Source organism: Streptomyces capitiformicae, assembly GCF_002214185.1.
Taxonomy (GTDB): Bacteria; Actinomycetota; Actinomycetes; order Streptomycetales; family Streptomycetaceae; genus Streptomyces; species Streptomyces capitiformicae.
Window position 1 is genome coordinate 3,115,685 of record NZ_CP022161.1, and the last position, 14,409, is coordinate 3,130,093.

Annotated in this window: 14 protein-coding genes; 8 read left to right on the forward strand and 6 right to left on the reverse strand. The window is 70.9% G+C overall.

The window, feature by feature from the left end:
* Window positions 1–8 precede the first annotated feature (8 nt).
* Both CES90_RS13830 and CES90_RS13835 read left to right on the forward strand, forming a co-directional pair.
* Entirely contained in the window at window positions 9–1,097 is a 1,089-nt protein-coding gene (locus tag CES90_RS13830; RefSeq protein WP_189785062.1) for a hypothetical protein, read from the forward strand.
* Window positions 1,098–1,262: 165 nt separating this feature from the next.
* Window positions 1,263–2,564, forward strand: coding sequence for an MFS transporter (locus CES90_RS13835; RefSeq protein ID WP_189785063.1), 1,302 nt, complete (start codon window positions 1,263–1,265; stop codon window positions 2,562–2,564).
* Here the strand turns inward: CES90_RS13835 and CES90_RS13840 are convergent.
* Window positions 2,526–3,371: a spermidine synthase gene (locus tag CES90_RS13840; RefSeq protein ID WP_189785064.1), complete on the reverse strand. Its 846-nt coding sequence runs from the start codon at window positions 3,369–3,371 to the stop codon at window positions 2,526–2,528. The two genes, CES90_RS13835 and CES90_RS13840, sit on opposite strands and share 39 nt — an antisense overlap.
* 184 nt (window positions 3,372–3,555) lie before the next feature.
* A complete protein-coding gene (gene tuf, locus CES90_RS13845) occupies window positions 3,556–4,737 on the reverse strand; it encodes an elongation factor Tu (protein WP_189785065.1) in 1,182 nt (393 codons plus the stop codon).
* Window positions 4,738–5,305: 568 nt separating this feature from the next.
* Between tuf and CES90_RS13850 the strand changes: the two genes are divergently transcribed.
* Window positions 5,306–6,118, forward strand: a complete 813-nt coding sequence (locus CES90_RS13850) for a TVP38/TMEM64 family protein (RefSeq protein ID WP_189785066.1) — start codon at window positions 5,306–5,308, stop codon at window positions 6,116–6,118.
* Between the two features lie 95 nt (window positions 6,119–6,213).
* On the opposite strand, the gene CES90_RS13855 is transcribed toward CES90_RS13850, so the two are convergent.
* Genes CES90_RS13855 through CES90_RS13865 form a run of 3 tightly spaced genes read right to left on the reverse strand, consistent with a single transcriptional unit; the run spans window position 6,214 to window position 9,070 of the window.
* The gene (locus CES90_RS13855) at window positions 6,214–6,927 is read right to left on the reverse strand and encodes a cupin domain-containing protein (RefSeq protein WP_189785067.1); all 714 of its coding nucleotides are present in this window, start codon (window positions 6,925–6,927) and stop codon (window positions 6,214–6,216) included.
* The gene (locus CES90_RS13860) at window positions 6,921–7,856 is read right to left on the reverse strand and encodes a DUF6807 domain-containing protein (protein WP_189785068.1); all 936 of its coding nucleotides are present in this window, start codon (window positions 7,854–7,856) and stop codon (window positions 6,921–6,923) included. The genes CES90_RS13855 and CES90_RS13860 overlap by 7 nt, the downstream gene beginning before the upstream one ends.
* On the reverse strand, window positions 7,853–9,070 hold the full coding sequence (locus CES90_RS13865; RefSeq protein WP_189785069.1) for a Gfo/Idh/MocA family protein: 1,218 nt from the start codon (window positions 9,068–9,070) through the stop codon (window positions 7,853–7,855). Before CES90_RS13865 ends, CES90_RS13860 begins: the two co-directional genes overlap by 4 nt.
* Window positions 9,071–9,452: 382 nt before the next feature.
* Here CES90_RS13865 and CES90_RS13870 point away from each other — a divergent pair, with 382 nt between their 5' ends.
* From CES90_RS13870 to CES90_RS13880, 3 genes are all read left to right on the forward strand, one after another.
* The gene (locus tag CES90_RS13870; RefSeq protein ID WP_189785070.1) at window positions 9,453–10,328 is read left to right on the forward strand and encodes an undecaprenyl-diphosphate phosphatase; all 876 of its coding nucleotides are present in this window, start codon (window positions 9,453–9,455) and stop codon (window positions 10,326–10,328) included.
* Between the two features lie 150 nt (window positions 10,329–10,478).
* Window positions 10,479–10,658, forward strand: coding sequence for a hypothetical protein (locus CES90_RS13875; protein ID WP_189785071.1), 180 nt, complete (start codon window positions 10,479–10,481; stop codon window positions 10,656–10,658).
* A 155-nt stretch (window positions 10,659–10,813) separates the two neighbouring features.
* Window positions 10,814–11,203, forward strand: coding sequence for a phosphotransferase-like protein (locus CES90_RS13880; protein WP_308437883.1), 390 nt, complete (start codon window positions 10,814–10,816; stop codon window positions 11,201–11,203).
* Window positions 11,204–11,217: 14 nt separating this feature from the next.
* Here the strand turns inward: CES90_RS13880 and CES90_RS13885 are convergent, their stop codons facing one another.
* Window positions 11,218–11,958, reverse strand: coding sequence for an SDR family NAD(P)-dependent oxidoreductase (locus tag CES90_RS13885; RefSeq protein ID WP_189785072.1), 741 nt, complete (start codon window positions 11,956–11,958; stop codon window positions 11,218–11,220).
* Between the two features lie 204 nt (window positions 11,959–12,162).
* Here CES90_RS13885 and CES90_RS13890 point away from each other — a divergent pair, with 204 nt between their 5' ends.
* Both CES90_RS13890 and CES90_RS13895 read left to right on the forward strand, forming a co-directional pair.
* Window positions 12,163–13,194 carry an expansin EXLX1 family cellulose-binding protein gene (locus CES90_RS13890; RefSeq protein WP_229914059.1) on the forward strand — a complete coding sequence of 344 codons (1,032 nt, stop codon included), beginning with the start codon at window positions 12,163–12,165 and terminating at the stop codon, window positions 13,192–13,194.
* Between the two features lie 87 nt (window positions 13,195–13,281).
* Window positions 13,282–14,259: an NAD(P)-dependent alcohol dehydrogenase gene (locus tag CES90_RS13895; RefSeq protein WP_189785074.1), complete on the forward strand. Its 978-nt coding sequence runs from the start codon at window positions 13,282–13,284 to the stop codon at window positions 14,257–14,259.
* Window positions 14,260–14,409: the final 150 nt, after the last annotated feature.

Consider the following 14,409-nt stretch of genomic DNA (forward strand, 5'->3'; position numbering starts at 1 on the left):
TACGAGCCATGTGGCCAGGACAGCAGCAGCCGCCCGGGGGCGAGCACCATCCGCAGCAGCCGAATCCGTACCAGCAACCACCGGGGTACGGCCAGCAGGGACAGCCCGGGCAGCCGGGACAGCCAGGACAGCCGGGATACCAACAGCCGGGGTATCAGCAGCCCAACCCCTACCAGCAGCCCGGTTACCAGTCGACGGGTCAGCAGTCCGCGTACGGGCAGCAGCCCCAGTGGGGTACCCCGGCTCCCGTGGGCGCTCCGGAACCGCCGGGCGGAGGCGGCGGCAACCGGACCAAGCTCATCGCGATCATCGCGGCCACGGCCGTCGTCGTGGCGGCCGGGGTAACTGGGTTCCTCGTCCTCGGCGGTGACGGAGACGAGAAGACCGAGGCGAAGAACAAGCCGGCGCCGTCGGTCTCCTCGTCACCGAGCCCGTCGCCGTCCGCTTCGGAGAACCCGCGCGGCGAGGACGCCGGGGCGAAACCGACCATCGAGGGCTGGAAGGTCGTCGTCAATCCCAAGTGGGGCACGGCGTTCGACGTTCCAGCCGAGTGGGAGGTCGACTCGCCGGACACGTTCATCGGCTTCGAGGACAGCGAGAAGGGCGACGGCTCGGTCCTCATCGGCATGTCGGCGCCCGCGCGCCTGAAGGCGGAGTGGTGCACGTCCGACGACGACAAGGACGGCAGGGAGGACACCACCGCCCTCGCCGCCGTGGGCACCAAGGGCCAGCAGGGCGCCAAGAACACCGGCGACATCGCCCGCAACGACTCGGCGTGGTGGGTCTTCGGCGGCTACACCGACCAGAAGGCCGCCTCCAAGAAGCTGATGACCGTCGGCAAGCCCGAGGCGTACACGACGACGTCGGGCGTCGAGGGCAGTGTCGCGACGACGTACTCCAGCGGCGTGACCAAGAAGAGCAAGGGCAAGTGCGACCGCGACGGCAAGGCGACGACGTTCGCTTTCAAGAACTCGGCGGGTGACTTCGTCTCCTGGACATTCCACGGCGCCAAGGGCGTGAAGGAGGAGGTCCCGGACGCAACGGTGAAGAAGATCCTGAGCACGGTACGGCTCTACGGCGACCCGACGGGCGGCTGAGACAGCTGAGACGGGGGGTGCGGGGGTGACGGCGGTCGACCCCCGCGCTCTCTGCGTTCCCTGTGCTCCTCGTGCTTCTTGAGGTCGTCTCGTCCTGGCCCGATCTGGCCGTATGCCCCGACGAAACGATTTGGCTGGAGCTGCCCGGGCGGCGATAGTCGGCCCGTGACCACTCCCGTCTCCTTCCGCCGCCGCCCCGACTGGGCGGGCCGCAACTACACCCTGCTGACGGCGGCCGCGGTCGTCACCAACCTGGGCAGCCACGGCGCCCTGATCGCGGCCGCGTTCGCGGTTCTGGAGGCGGGCGGCGACGGCGGGGACGTCGGTCTGGTCGCGGCGGCGCGGACGTTGCCACTGGTGCTGTTCCTGCTCATCGGCGGCGCGGTCGCGGACCGACTGCCACGGCACCACGTCATGGTCGCGGCGAACACCCTCAACTGCCTCTCCCAGGCGGCCTTCGCGGTGCTCGTCCTCGCCGGGGAGGCGCAGCTGTGGCAGATGATGCTGCTGTCCGCGCTCGGTGGCACCGGGCAGGCGTTCTTCGGCCCGGCCTCCGAGGGCATGCTGCTGTCCTCGGTCACCGCGGAGCAGGCGGGGCGGGCCTTCGCGCTGTTCCGCTTCGCCTCGCAGGGCGCGGTGATGGGCGGGGCGGCCCTCGGCGGCGTGCTGGTCGCGCTGATCGGGCCGGGCTGGGTACTCGCGGTGGACTCGGTCGCGTTCGCTGTCGCCGGTGGTCTGCGTGCCTTCCTCGACGTGAGCCATGTGCCGGACCGTGAGCCGGGCCACGGCATGCTCGCCGATCTCCGGGACGGCTGGCGGGAGTTCATCGGCCGGACCTGGCTGTGGGCGATCGTCGTCCAGTTCTCCCTCGTCAACGCGGTCATCGTGGCCGCCGACGCGGTCTATGGTCCCCAGGTCGCCCGCGACAGCCTCGGCGGCGCGGGTCCGTGGGGGCTGGCGCTGGCGCTGTACGGGGCCGGAAACGCCGTCGGGGCCCTGCTCATGACCCGCTGGAAACCACGACGTCTCCTCCTCGTCGGCGTCCTCTGCGTCTTCCCGTTCGCCCTCCCCTCCGCGGCGCTCGCCGTGCCGACGCCGATCACCGTGCTGTGCGTGACGATGTTCGTCAGCGGTGTGTCGATCGAGGTGTTCGGCGTCTCCTGGATGACCGCGCTGCACCAGGAGATCCCCGAGGAGAAGCTCTCCCGCGTGTCGGCGTACGACTGGTTCGGCTCGGTGGCGATGGTGCCCCTCGCCACCGCGCTGGCGGGCCCGGCGGAGAGCGCCGTAGGGCGTTCGGCGGCCCTGTGGGGCTGTGCCGCGCTGTGCACCGCGGCCACGGCGGCGGTGCTGTGCGTACGGGACGTACGGACCCTGACCAGACACAGCACTCCGGTCACCCTCAGCAAACCGAGCGCCGAGCCCGGCTCAGCCGATGCCGAAGGCCCCGTCGGGCGGCTCGGGTGACGACACCGCGTCCTCCTCACGCACAGGCACCGCACCCCCGATGAAGTCACGCAACGCCGGACCGTGCTCGAGCCGCGCCGGGAAGACGTCGGCGGCGGTGCGCCGGGCGAGGGCGGCGACGGCGAAGGGCCGATGGGCGGCCAGCAGCACGGCGTTGCCGAACCGCCGGCCGCGCAGCACCCCCGGCTCGGCGATCAGCACCAGCTCCTCGAACACCGCCCCGAACGTGGCCAGTTGGGACCGCAGGAACGCGAACGGCGCGGCGTCGGCGAGGTTCGCGAGATAGACCCCGTCCGCTCGCAGCACCCGCTCGGCGGCCCGCGCGTACGCCAGGGTCGTCAGATGCGCCGGCACCCGCGAACCGCCGAAGACGTCCGCGACGAGCACATCGGCGGAGTCCGCGGGGGCGGCTTCGAGCCATTCCCTGGCATCGGCGCCGTGCAGTGCGATCCGCGCGTCATCGGGCAGGGGCAGATGCTCGACGACCAGCTTCAGCAGCTCCCGGTCGGCCTCCACGACGTCCTGCCGCGACTCGGGGCGGGTGGCCGCCACGTACCGGGGCAGTGTGAGCGCGCCCCCACCGAGATGCAGCACGTCCAACGCCCGCCCCGGCGCCGCCACCGTGTCCAGCACATGCCCGAGCCGCCGCGCGTACTCGAACTCCAGATGCGCCGGCTCATCCAGATCGACATACGACTGCGGCGCGCCGTCCATGGTCAACAGCCAGGCCCGCTCCCGATCGACATCGGGCATGAGCTTGGCGGTTCCGTGGTCGGTGACCCGGGTGACGGGTATGGAGTCGTTCACGACCCCATTGTGCCGGGCGCACTCCTTGCCAGAGGGCCACTGCGGCGCCCCTGAAAGGGGCGCGGGGGCTGCGTTCGATGTGCGGCTCCGCCGCGATGGGGGTCCCTCCCGCTCGAGCGAAGCCGAGAGTGGGGGAGCGACCAGCCACAAACCGGCCCGCAGTCCCCCACCCACCGCAACCCACCTATTGAACGGCCGTCACGGTCCCGGCCCCCACGGTCCGACCGCCCTCACGAATGGCGAAACCGAGACCCGGCTCCAACGGAACCTCACGCCCCAGCTCCACGTTCATCGTGACCCGGTCGCCCGGCCGCGCGACACCGACCTCCCCGAGGTCGACGTCCCCGACCACATCCGCCGTACGGATGTAGAACTGCGGCCGATACCCGGTGGACACCGGAGTCGTACGCCCGCCCTCACGCGCCGACAGCACATACACCTGCGCCGTGAAGTGCCGACTGGGCACCACGCTCCCGGGGGCGGCCACGACATGCCCCCGCCGGACGGCGTCCCGCGGCACCCCGCGCAGGAGCAGCGCCACGTTGTCCCCCGCCTGCGCCTCCGACATCGGCTTGCCGAAGGTCTCCAGCCCGGTGACCACGGTCTCGGCCTCCGACCCGAGCACTTCGACACGGTCCCCCACCCGGATCGTGCCCCGCTCGACGGCACCGGTGACGACGGTCCCCCGCCCGGTGATGGTCAGCACGTTCTCGACCGACAACAGGAACGGCGCGTCCAGATACCGCTCCGGCATCGGAACGTACGTGTCCACCGCGTCCAGCAACGCGTCGATCGACGCCGTCCACCGCGGGTCCCCTGCGAGCGCCTTGAGCCCGGAGACCCGTACGACGGGTACGGAGTCACCCCCGTAGCCGTGCGAGGTGAGCAGCTCGCGGACCTCCAGCTCGACGAGGTCGATGAGCACGGTGTCCTCGCCGTCGTCGACGGCGTCGGCCTTGTTCAGAGCGACGACGATGTGGTTCACCCCCACCTGCCGGGCCAGCAGTACGTGCTCGGCGGTCTGCGGCATGATCCCGTCGAGCGCGGAGACGACGAGGATCGCCCCGTCGAGCTGCGCGGCCCCGGTGACCATGTTCTTGACGTAGTCGGCGTGACCGGGCATGTCGACGTGCGCGTAGTGCCGGGTGTCGGTCTCGTACTCGACGTGCGCGATGTTGATGGTGATGCCGCGCGCCGCCTCCTCCGGGGCGCGGTCGATCCGGTCGAACGGCACGAACGTGCCGGCCCCGCGCTCGGCGAGGACCTTGGTGATGGCGGCGGTCAGGGTGGTCTTGCCGTGGTCGACATGGCCCATCGTGCCGATGTTGAGATGCGGTTTCGTGCGGACGTAAGCCGTCTTGGACATGGCGATACCTCGAAGCCTCTTCGGCGCCTCTTCGGCGGTACTGAGTGATGGCCCCGGCGCGACTACGGGCGCGGCCGGGACGGGGACCCCAAGGTCTTGCCGACCCTCCCCCTGCGGGGTCCGCCGGAATCTCCGGGAAGGGTCAGCTTCGGGCGCCGTCTGCGGCGGCCACGACGATCAGAAGGGCAGCCTTCGGGGCATCCGCGACTACCGCGGATGCTGCGAGAACGAAGGAGTGCCGGAACATGAGGTCGATCATCGTCGACGCGTCGGCGCACGTCGAATGGTTTTCGGCACGGGCGAGTTCAGAGGTGTGGAAGGGGTACTGAACGCCCTTCGAGGTTCGGCGGCGCCGCGCGGGCCGAAGGAGAGATCCTTCACAGGACGGCGTACGGGGTGAACGGTGATGCGGCGGCGTCCGTGTTCCGGAAGACGCAGGCGGCGGGGTGTGCGGTGCCCGCCGGAGCCCGTCGGCGTCGCGCGCGGCGAGGCAGGAGTTCCGCATGCTGTGACGCCGGTGAGACGTTCCGTACGGCGTACGCACACATCGGTCGGTTACCGTCGTCGAATGCTCGATGCCACCACCCGCTCTGGGGGCACCGCCACGGCCCTTCCCCGGGCCGCCGCCACGGAGCTCGCCGTCGCCACAGTCGTCGCTGCTCCAGCCGTCCCGCCGGGCCGCGCCGCCCGCTGGGGCAGAGTGCTGCTGTCGCCGTGGGCACGGTTCTCGCTGCTCGTGGCGTTGCTCGTGGGCGCGGTGGCGACCGTGCTGCTGTTCGAGCCTCAGCGGCTGCTGGCGAACGGCTGGCCACCCCAGCTGAACGGCGCCGCGGCGGCCGTGGTGTTCGCGGTGGCGTACGGGCTGTGCACGGTCGCGTTCGTGCCCCGGCCGATCCTCAACCTCGCGGCGGGCGCCCTCTTCGGCTCCCAGCTGGGCCTGGCCTCCGCGCTCGCGGGCACGGTCCTCGGGGCCGGCATCGCCTTCGGCCTGGGCCGGATGCTCGGGCAGGACGCCCTTCGCCCCCTGCTCCGCCACCGCTGGCTGAAGTCGGCGGACGGTCAGCTCAGCCGCCACGGCTTCCGGTCGATGCTGGCGGCCCGGCTGTTCCCCGGGGTGCCGTTCTGGGCGGCGAACTACTGCGCGTCCGTCTCCCGCATGGGCTGTCTGCCGTTCCTCCTCGCCACCGCCCTCGGCTCCATTCCGAACACCGCGGCGTACGTCGTCGCCGGCGCCCGCGCGTCTTCTCCGACCTCACCGGCCTTCCTCATCGCCATGGCGGCCATCGCGATACCGGCCCTGATCGGCGGGGCCATCGCCTGGCGCAAGCGCCACCACTTGCGGGGCCGATCCCCCGACCAAGGAGTCACACCCGCGCCCTGAAGGGGCGCGGGGAACTGCGCGACCAGCCATATACAGCCCGCAGCCGCCACACCACAGTTCCTCCCGAGTTCCAAGGCGCCCATCCCACCCCGGACTCAGTTCCCCTTGTAGACGTCGAGCCGCCCGCACATCCCGAACTTCCCGTACGCCGAAGGCTGTTCGGCACGTACGACGGCGTCGGCCAGGTGGGACAGATCCCCCCGCTCCAACCGGTCCAGCTGCTCCCCGGTGGCGGCGGCGGCCACCCGCGCACCCCGCTCCCACCGTTCCCGCCACTCCACGAGCCGGGGCCGTACGAGCGCGGCGGCGGCGCGGTGGAAGGCGGCGAGGGGCTCGGGGCCGTCCGCGTCGCGCAGTGCCCGGTAGCCCTGCAGGGCGAGGTCCCGCCGGACGCGGGCGACGCGCTCCTGCTCCTCCTCCGGGGCGTCCACCGGGATGCGGGTGGCGGCGGCGTAGGTCTCCGGGTCGGTCAGGTACTCCGGTGGCAGGGTGAGGACCGCGTCGCCCGCCTCCGGGAGCCCGTTGTTCTGCATGAGGACGGTGATGCGCAGGTCGTCCTCGTTGACCAGCCGGTGGATGGTACCGGGCGTGAACCAGGCCACCGTGCCGGGCGCCAGCGGCGTGACCTCGTACCCGGAGGTCGTCAGCGTCTGCACGGCGCCGCGTCCGCCGGTGACGACGTACGCCTCCGAACAGGTCAGATGCATATGGGGAGTTCCGCCGCACACCCCGTCCGCGGCGGGCCAGTCGTAGACCGACAGGTGAGAGAGGGCGACCCCGCCCGGCAGCCCCTCGTACGCGTTCACCATGGGTGCGCCTCCAGGTACTTGGCGATCTCCTCCCGCTCCCAGGCACCATCCGCCACGACGACCCGGTAGCGGCGGGTGAGCGTGTCGCCGGGAGCCAGCTCGAGCTCCTCGTAGAACGCCCAGGAGGGTGCGACCGCCGCGAACGGCTCGTTGCGGACGAACCAGTGGGCGGGGTGGGTGCCCTCGGCCCCGGTGTGGTCGTTCTCGGGCGCGTGCGCGAAGACGAGCGTGGCGTGGCCGTCGGTGCCGTCGTGCTCGCCCGAGTACGCCAGCCAGGGCGCCTGCTCGCCCATCAGCTCCGGGCCCTCGGAGTCGGGCCCGATGACCCGCCCGTCCCGGAAGGCACGCGGGCCGCGCCAGAACAGGCCCGTGTAGCCCGCCATCTCGCGCCCGGCGGTGGTCGGACTGCCGAACAGCAGCGGCTCGTCACGTCGGTTGGTGATCGAGCTCGTCCAGGTCAGCGCCCAGGAACCCGCCGCCGTGTCGACGTCGTGGACCTCGATGCGGCGCTCCTCGTCGGCCCACAGCTCGCCGGTGTACGGGTGCCAGGTCAGCCGCTCGGCGATCACGACCCGTTCGCCGTCCGAGACCACCTCGTCAAAGTTGACGTGCGCCATCGAGCCGACGCGCTCCGGGATCGCCAGGTAACCCTCACCGTGCACATACGAGTTGCCGCCCCACAGGTTCTGCCCCGACAGATGCGAGGCGGTCATCTGCAGGCCCTTGTGCCAGCGGTGGTCGTTGGGCCGGTAGTCCGTGACGACGTCGCCGGCGAGGGTCCGCACCGGGTGCAGATACGGCTTCGGGGCCTCCCAGGCCGCCTCCGGCCGGTACACGTAGCTGAACAGCTCGACGCCGGTGGTGGGTTCGGTGACCGTGATCCGGTCGCCGTGCGCGTGGACCACACGCAGCCCGTCGTGGAAGGTCATGCGGGGATCTCCTCACTCGTGCCGGCGGAAGCCTGGGCGGGGACGGGCGCCCAGCCGGGGGCGCCGCCGTGCATGGCCGTGTAGTACGGGTCCCCGGGCCCGATCTCCCCACGCCTTACGGTCGTGTCGGTGAACGCCGACTTGTACAGGGCGGCGATCAGCTCCAGGCTCGTACGCCCGTCGGCGCCGCTGCTGCGCGGACGCTCGCCCGCGCGCATGCTCGCCACCAGTTCGCGCAGCTGCGCCAGGTGCGAGCTCGGCACGTCCGCGCCGAAGTCCCGCCAGGCCGCCGCGTCCGCGTCCGGGGTGCCCCGGGCGGGAGTGACGGACCAGTCGGCGTTGCTGTGGCCGTACAGATGGGTCAGTTCGACGGTGGCGCGCTCGCAGTCGATGCGGATGCGGCTGACCTCGTCGGGGCTGAGGACGCTGTTGACGACGGTGGCCAGCGCGCCGTTCTCGAAGCGCACGAGCGCGGTCGAGACGTCCTCGGTCTCCACGTCGTGGACCAGGCGCCCCGCCATGGCCCGCACCTCGCTCCACGGGCCCAGCAGATCGAGCAGAAGGTCCATCTGGTGGATGCCGTGGCCCATGGCGGGCCCGCCGCCCTCGGTCTGCCAGCGACCGCGCCAGGGCACGGCGTAGTAGGCGGTGTCCCGGTACCAGGTGGTCTGGCAGTGGGCCACGAGCGGACGCCCCAAGGTCTGCTCGGCGATCAGCCGCCGTACATGCCGCGAACCGGAACCGAAGCGGTGCTGGAAGACGATCGAGGCGTACGGCCCGCCGGTCTCCGTGCCCTCCTCCGCCTCGACGGCGTCGAAGTCGGCGAGCGTCGGCACCGGCGGCTTCTCGCACCACACCCAGGCGCCGGCCCGCAGGGCGGCGATCGTCTGGTCGCGGTGCAGGGTGGGCGGGGTGCAGATGCTGACCAGGTCGGGGCGCTGCTCGGCCAGCATGCGGTCCAGATCGGTGTAGCCGTGCGGGATGCCGTGCTCCGCGCAGAACCGCTTCACCGCGTCGGCGTCGATGTCCACCGCCGCGACGATCTCGGTCTCGCCCTCCTCGGCGAGCTGCGCGAGCGCCGGCAGATGGGAGCCGCCGCCGATGGCGCCGATGCCGACGATCGCGGCGCGGACGCGGCGGCCGGTCAGCGGGGTCGGGGGGCGGTTCGACGGGTGGTCCGGAGTCGGGCTCGGGTCGTTGCTGGCTGTGGGCATGGACGTGATCAGCACTCCATCGAACGGGACGTCGGACATTGGCCAACGCCTGGTGGCCAGGGGCTCCGGCGGAACGGCGACCCTCGCAACGGCAAGCGCTTTCCCTCGCCAGCAACGTATGTGCGGACATAGTGACCGGTCAACACCACGGATTCGGCCGTTCCACCCTCGGAACACCCCGGCCACTCCCTCCCCCACCCCTCCCCGCCCGTCCCCCACCCGGCCCTGCGAAACCCCCGTGACAGCCCTGTCCCCCAGGGACGCTAGGCTGCCTCCAGCACCTCTGATCACCCGCACCCGCACGGCCGTTCGACGGCTCCTCCGCGGCGCGGGCACGTCATCCGCCGACCCTCAACGATCAGCGCTTGGACCACGTAACTTCATGTCTTGGTTTGAATCCCTCATCCTCGGACTCGTCCAGGGGCTGACCGAATTCCTCCCCATCTCGTCCAGCGCGCATCTGCGCCTGACGGCGGCCTTCTCCGGCTGGGAGGACCCGGGAGCGGCCTTCACCGCGATCACGCAGATCGGCACCGAGGCCGCGGTGCTGATCTACTTCCGCAAGGACATCGCCAACATCATCTCGGCGTGGTCCCGCTCCCTGTTCAACAAGGAACTGCGCGGCGACCACGACGCGCAGATGGGCTGGCTGGTCATCGTCGGCTCCATCCCGATCGGTGTGCTCGGCGTGACGCTGAAGGACCAGATCGAGGGCCCGTTCCGCGACCTGCGCATCACCGCCACCACCCTGATCGTCATGGGCATCGTCCTCGGCGTCGCGGACCGTCTCGCCGCCCGCGACGAGACCGGCGGCAAGCACCGCGCCATCAAGGAACGCAAGACGCTGGAGCAGCTCAGCATCAAGGACGGCCTCATCTACGGCCTCTGCCAGGCCATGGCCCTCATCCCCGGTGTCTCCCGCTCCGGTGCCACCATCAGCGGCGGCCTCCTCATGGGCTACAAGCGCGAGGCCGCGGCACGCTACTCCTTCCTCCTCGCCATCCCCGCCGTGATCGCCTCCGGCGGCTACGAGCTCAAGGACGCGATGGAGGGCGGCCATGTCTCCTGGGGTCCGACGATCTTCGCCACGATCATCGCCTTTTTTGTCGGGTATGCGGTAATTGCGTGGTTTATGAAATTTATTTCCACGAAGAGCTTCATGCCCTTCGTCTGGTACCGCATCGCCCTCGGCATCGTGATCGTCGTCCTCGTCTCGACGGGCGTCCTGAGCCCGCACGCGGGCGAGTCGGGCGGCTGACCCGACGAGGACGACAGGCCGCCCGCCATCCCGATTCGGAGTGCCGCGGACGAGCGGCGAACACCCCAACACCCTTCAGTGACCAACCACATACGGCATCCGTAGCCGGGCGGTAGCGCGCTGTCAGTGCTTGCGCCTACGCTGGTCGGCATGTCCCCCGAATCCATGAGCTGTGGTTCCGTGCGGTCTGCCGCCGACTTAAACGACCAGATCCGAGCGCTGTGGCGGCGTGCGGGCGGGTCACTGTCGTCCCAGGAACGCGCGGAGTACGAGCTGTTGGTGGTGGAGTGGGCCGCGGCGATGCGCGGAGAGGTCATCGAGGCGGCGTGAGCGGCCCGGGGAAGGGTGCCGCCGAGTGGAGCCACGGCTCCGGGGCATGGTCATCTTCCTGAACGGCACGTCCGGTTCGGGGAAATCGAGCATCGCCGACGAGCTGCTGCGGTCCTCGAAGAGCCCTACTTCCCTATGCCTGTCGACACTTCCCTATGCCTGTCGACGCGTTCCTTGCGATGGGTACGCGCCGGGAGACACCGCCCGAGCGGCTCCCGACCGTGCTGCACAACACCTGGCGCGCCTACCACCGCGCGGTCGCCGGCATGGCCGCCGCGGGCAACAACGTCGTCGTGGACCACGTCCTGAGTGAGCGCACTACCCCCGGGCCGAACTCGAACCGACGCGAGCGGGAGCGGGGCGACCGGCCGTCGGGGCGGGCCGCGCTGCAGTTGGCGCAGGCACACGCCCACGGGATCTACGACGTCGAGTGCGACACGAGCAGAGCCGACCCTCTCGTCTGCGCCCTGGGCATCAAGGAGTTCCTGCCGCATCGGCCCGCGCCGACCTCGTTCCAGCGGCTGCTCGACAAGCAGCAGGGCTGAAGCTCACCCGGCGCTCACCGCCCTCCGGCCACCCTCAGCACGGCGCCCGTCGTGTACGAGGCTTCCGGGGACATGAGCCAGGCGATGGCGGAGGCGATCTCGTCGGCGCGGCCCGGGCGGCGCAGGGGGATGGATGCGGCCAACCGCTCGGGACGCTCCGGATCGCCCATCCTCGCGTGGATCTCGGTGTCGATGACGCCGGGAGCGACCGCGTTGACACGGATGCCGTCCGGGCCGAGCTCCTTGGCGAGCCCGGTGGTCAGCGCGTCGACCGCGGCCTTGGTCGCCGCATAGTGGACGTACTCGCCGGGGCTGCCCAGCGTGGCCGCCGCCGAGGACACGTTCACGATCACCCCGCTGCCCCAGGCCGCCATCGCCTTGGCCGCCCGGCGCGAACACAGCAGCACACCCAGGAGGTTGACCTCGACCACCCGGCGCAGAACGGCCGTGTCGGCGTCGGCCAGCCTGCCGAACCCGCCCGTCACCCCGGCGTTGTTGACGAGCCCCGTCACCGGTCCGAGCCGTTCCGCCGCCGTCTCGAAGAGCCGGTCCACGTCGGCCTCCACCGACGTGTCCGCCTTGACGGTGACACACCGTGCGCCGTTCGCCCGTACCCCCGTCGCGATCCACTCGGCGGCCGCACCGTCGTGCACGTACCCCACCGCCACGTCATGCCCGTCCGCCGCGAGCCGCAGACAGGTCGCGGCACCGATCCCCCGGCTGCCACCCGTGACCACCGTGACCGGACGTGACATCCCAACCTCCCTGATACGAACGGCCGTCGCGGCCCTCGTGGCCCACCGAGCCCGATGATCGATCATCCTATGATCACACTCTGAAAGCCGGTGAAAAAAGCCCGGCAACCTTTCCGGAGCCGGCGGCCACTGGTGATGGGAAGCTCCTTTCCCTGGAGTCTCACCCGAACCACGTGTTCGCCCAACCTGCGCAAGGACTCATCCGTGGCATTCCGTTCCCACCGCTCCTCCGGCCGCCCTCCGCGCCACCCTTCCCGCCCTTCGCGTCGCCGCCCCACCAGTCATCCGTCCCGCCCGAAGTGGCGCGCCGCGCTCGTCTCCGTCATAGCCGTGGCGGCCATCGGGCTCGTCGTGTCGCTCGTCATGGCCCTGAGCCCCGGCCGCGAGACCGATGCCGGGGAGGCCAGGGCCGCCGGGGACTCCAGAAGTGCGCGTGACACCCCGGGCACACCCGCCGCCGGTGCCCGAGCGAGCGCCCCGCAGACGGCACCGGAGCAGACGCCGTCCACGACCCCGACCCCGACGAAGGGCAAGAAACCCCCGAAAGCGACCCCGACCCCCAAGCCCACCCCGCCGGCCGCCCAGAGCACCCCGCAGTCCGGGTCCGCCGCGGCACCGTTGGTGGGGCGGATCCGACCCAACACCACGTACGAGGGGGTCGCCACCTTCTACGACGCCGGGAACGGCGACGGCGCCTGCTTGTACGGCCCGACCAGCGACGTCATGACCGCGGCGATGAACCACACCGACTACGAGACGTCCAAGGCGTGCGGGGCGTACGTACGCGTCCGGGCGGCGAGCGGCGCCTCGGTCACGGTCCGCATCACCAACGAGTGCCCCCTGCCCTGCGCACCCGGCCAACTCGATCTCAGCGCCCAGGCCTTCGCCAAGCTCGCTGCCCCGTCACGCGGCCAGATCCCGATCACGTGGAGTCTGCTGAGCCCGGACACCTCCGACACCATCTCGGTCCGGTACAAGACCGGCTCCAGCCGCTACTGGTGCGGCATCCAGGTGATCGGCCACCGCAATCCGGTGGCACGCCTGGAGGTCCGCGCCGGCGGCGGTTGGCGCCAACTGCCCCGTACCGAATACAACTACTTCCTCGCCGAGGACGGCAACGGCTGCGGCAGCACGATCAGGATCACCGACATCCACGGAGAGCGACTGACGGTCGACGGGATCACCGTGCGTCCCAATACCGTGCAGCCGACCAAGGTCCAGTTCTCGAAACGCTGACGCGAAACGCTGACAGCCCTGGCCGGACCGGAAAACCCGGGTCGCACACCATGTCGGACACCGCGCATCGCCGCTAGTGTCCGCCCCATGAAGGCCGCGGTGCACTACCGGTACGGACCGCCGGACGTGATCCGGATCGCCGAGGTGGACAAGCCCTCGGTCGGCGATCGTGACGTTCTCGTCCGGGTGATGGCGACGACGGTCAACCGCACGGACTGCGCCTACCGTGCGGCCAGGCCCTTCTTCGTGCGTCCGGCCACCGGGCTGGCCCGGCCGCGCCGTACCGTCCTCGGGACCGAGTACGCGGGAGTGGTGGACGCGGTCGGCGGCGGTGTCACGTCCTTCACCGTCGGCGACCGGGTCTTCGGGTACAACGAGGACGCGTTCGGCTTCGGAGCCCATGCCGAGTACCTGTCGGTCCCGGCCGACGGTGCCATCGCGACCATGCCCACGAACGTGACCTTCGAGGAGGCCGCACCCGGCACCGAGGGCTCGCACTACGCCCTGGCGTTCATCAGGAAGGCGGACATCCGCGCCGGCCAGGACGTCCTCGTGCACGGCGCGACCGGCGCCATCGGCTCAGCGGCGGTGCAGCTCCTCAAGCACCACGGGGCCACCGTGACCGCCGTGTGCGGCACCCCGCACCTGGAGCTGGTGAAGAGCCTGGGGGCGGACAGAGTCGTCGACCACACGGCTCAGGACTTCACCGAGGACGAGCAGCGCTACGACGCGGTGTTCGACGCGGTCGGCAAGAGCACCTTCGGCCGCTGCAAGCGGCTGTTGAAGCCCGGCGGGGTCTATCTCTCCTCCGACCTGGGCCCCGGATGGCAGAACCTGCTCCTCCCGCTCGTCACGCCCCTCTTCCGCGGCCGGAAGGTCAAGTTCCCCTTCCCGAAGCAGGACCAGGAGATGGTGCGGTACCTCCGCGATCTGATCGAGGCGGGCGAGTTCAGGCCCGTCATCGACCGGCGGTACCCGTTGGACGAGATCGTCGACGCCCACCGGTACGTCGAGACCGGCCAGAAGATCGGCAACGTCGTCATCACCGTCCGGCCGCCGGACTGACCTCGGCGGTCTCGCCCCGATACGAGGACCGGATACGCGGACCGGACACGCGGACCGGACACGCGGACCGGACACGCGGACCGGACACGCGGAGCGTTCCACCGGACAGCCCAAGAGCGCGAGCGCCCGGACGCCGTCCCTGCCCATGCT

What these genes read in the sequence shown, in the direction of transcription:
- CES90_RS13830 (WP_189785062.1), top strand. Translation starts at nt 9, where the DNA reads ATGTGGCCAGGACAGCAGCAGCCGCCCGGGGGCGAGCACCATCCGCAG.
- tuf (WP_189785065.1), bottom strand. Translation starts at nt 4,737, where the DNA reads ATGTCCAAGACGGCTTACGTCCGCACGAAACCGCATCTCAACATCGGC.
- CES90_RS13850 (WP_189785066.1), top strand. Translation starts at nt 5,306, where the DNA reads ATGCTCGATGCCACCACCCGCTCTGGGGGCACCGCCACGGCCCTTCCC.
- CES90_RS13855 (WP_189785067.1), bottom strand. Translation starts at nt 6,927, where the DNA reads ATGGTGAACGCGTACGAGGGGCTGCCGGGCGGGGTCGCCCTCTCTCAC.
- CES90_RS13860 (WP_189785068.1), bottom strand. Translation starts at nt 7,856, where the DNA reads ATGACCTTCCACGACGGGCTGCGTGTGGTCCACGCGCACGGCGACCGG.
- CES90_RS13865 (WP_189785069.1), bottom strand. Translation starts at nt 9,070, where the DNA reads ATGCCCACAGCCAGCAACGACCCGAGCCCGACTCCGGACCACCCGTCG.
- CES90_RS13870 (WP_189785070.1), top strand. Translation starts at nt 9,453, where the DNA reads ATGTCTTGGTTTGAATCCCTCATCCTCGGACTCGTCCAGGGGCTGACC.
- CES90_RS13875 (WP_189785071.1), top strand. Translation starts at nt 10,479, where the DNA reads ATGTCCCCCGAATCCATGAGCTGTGGTTCCGTGCGGTCTGCCGCCGAC.
- CES90_RS13880 (WP_308437883.1), top strand. Translation starts at nt 10,814, where the DNA reads ATGCCTGTCGACGCGTTCCTTGCGATGGGTACGCGCCGGGAGACACCG.
- CES90_RS13885 (WP_189785072.1), bottom strand. Translation starts at nt 11,958, where the DNA reads ATGTCACGTCCGGTCACGGTGGTCACGGGTGGCAGCCGGGGGATCGGT.
- CES90_RS13895 (WP_189785074.1), top strand. Translation starts at nt 13,282, where the DNA reads ATGAAGGCCGCGGTGCACTACCGGTACGGACCGCCGGACGTGATCCGG.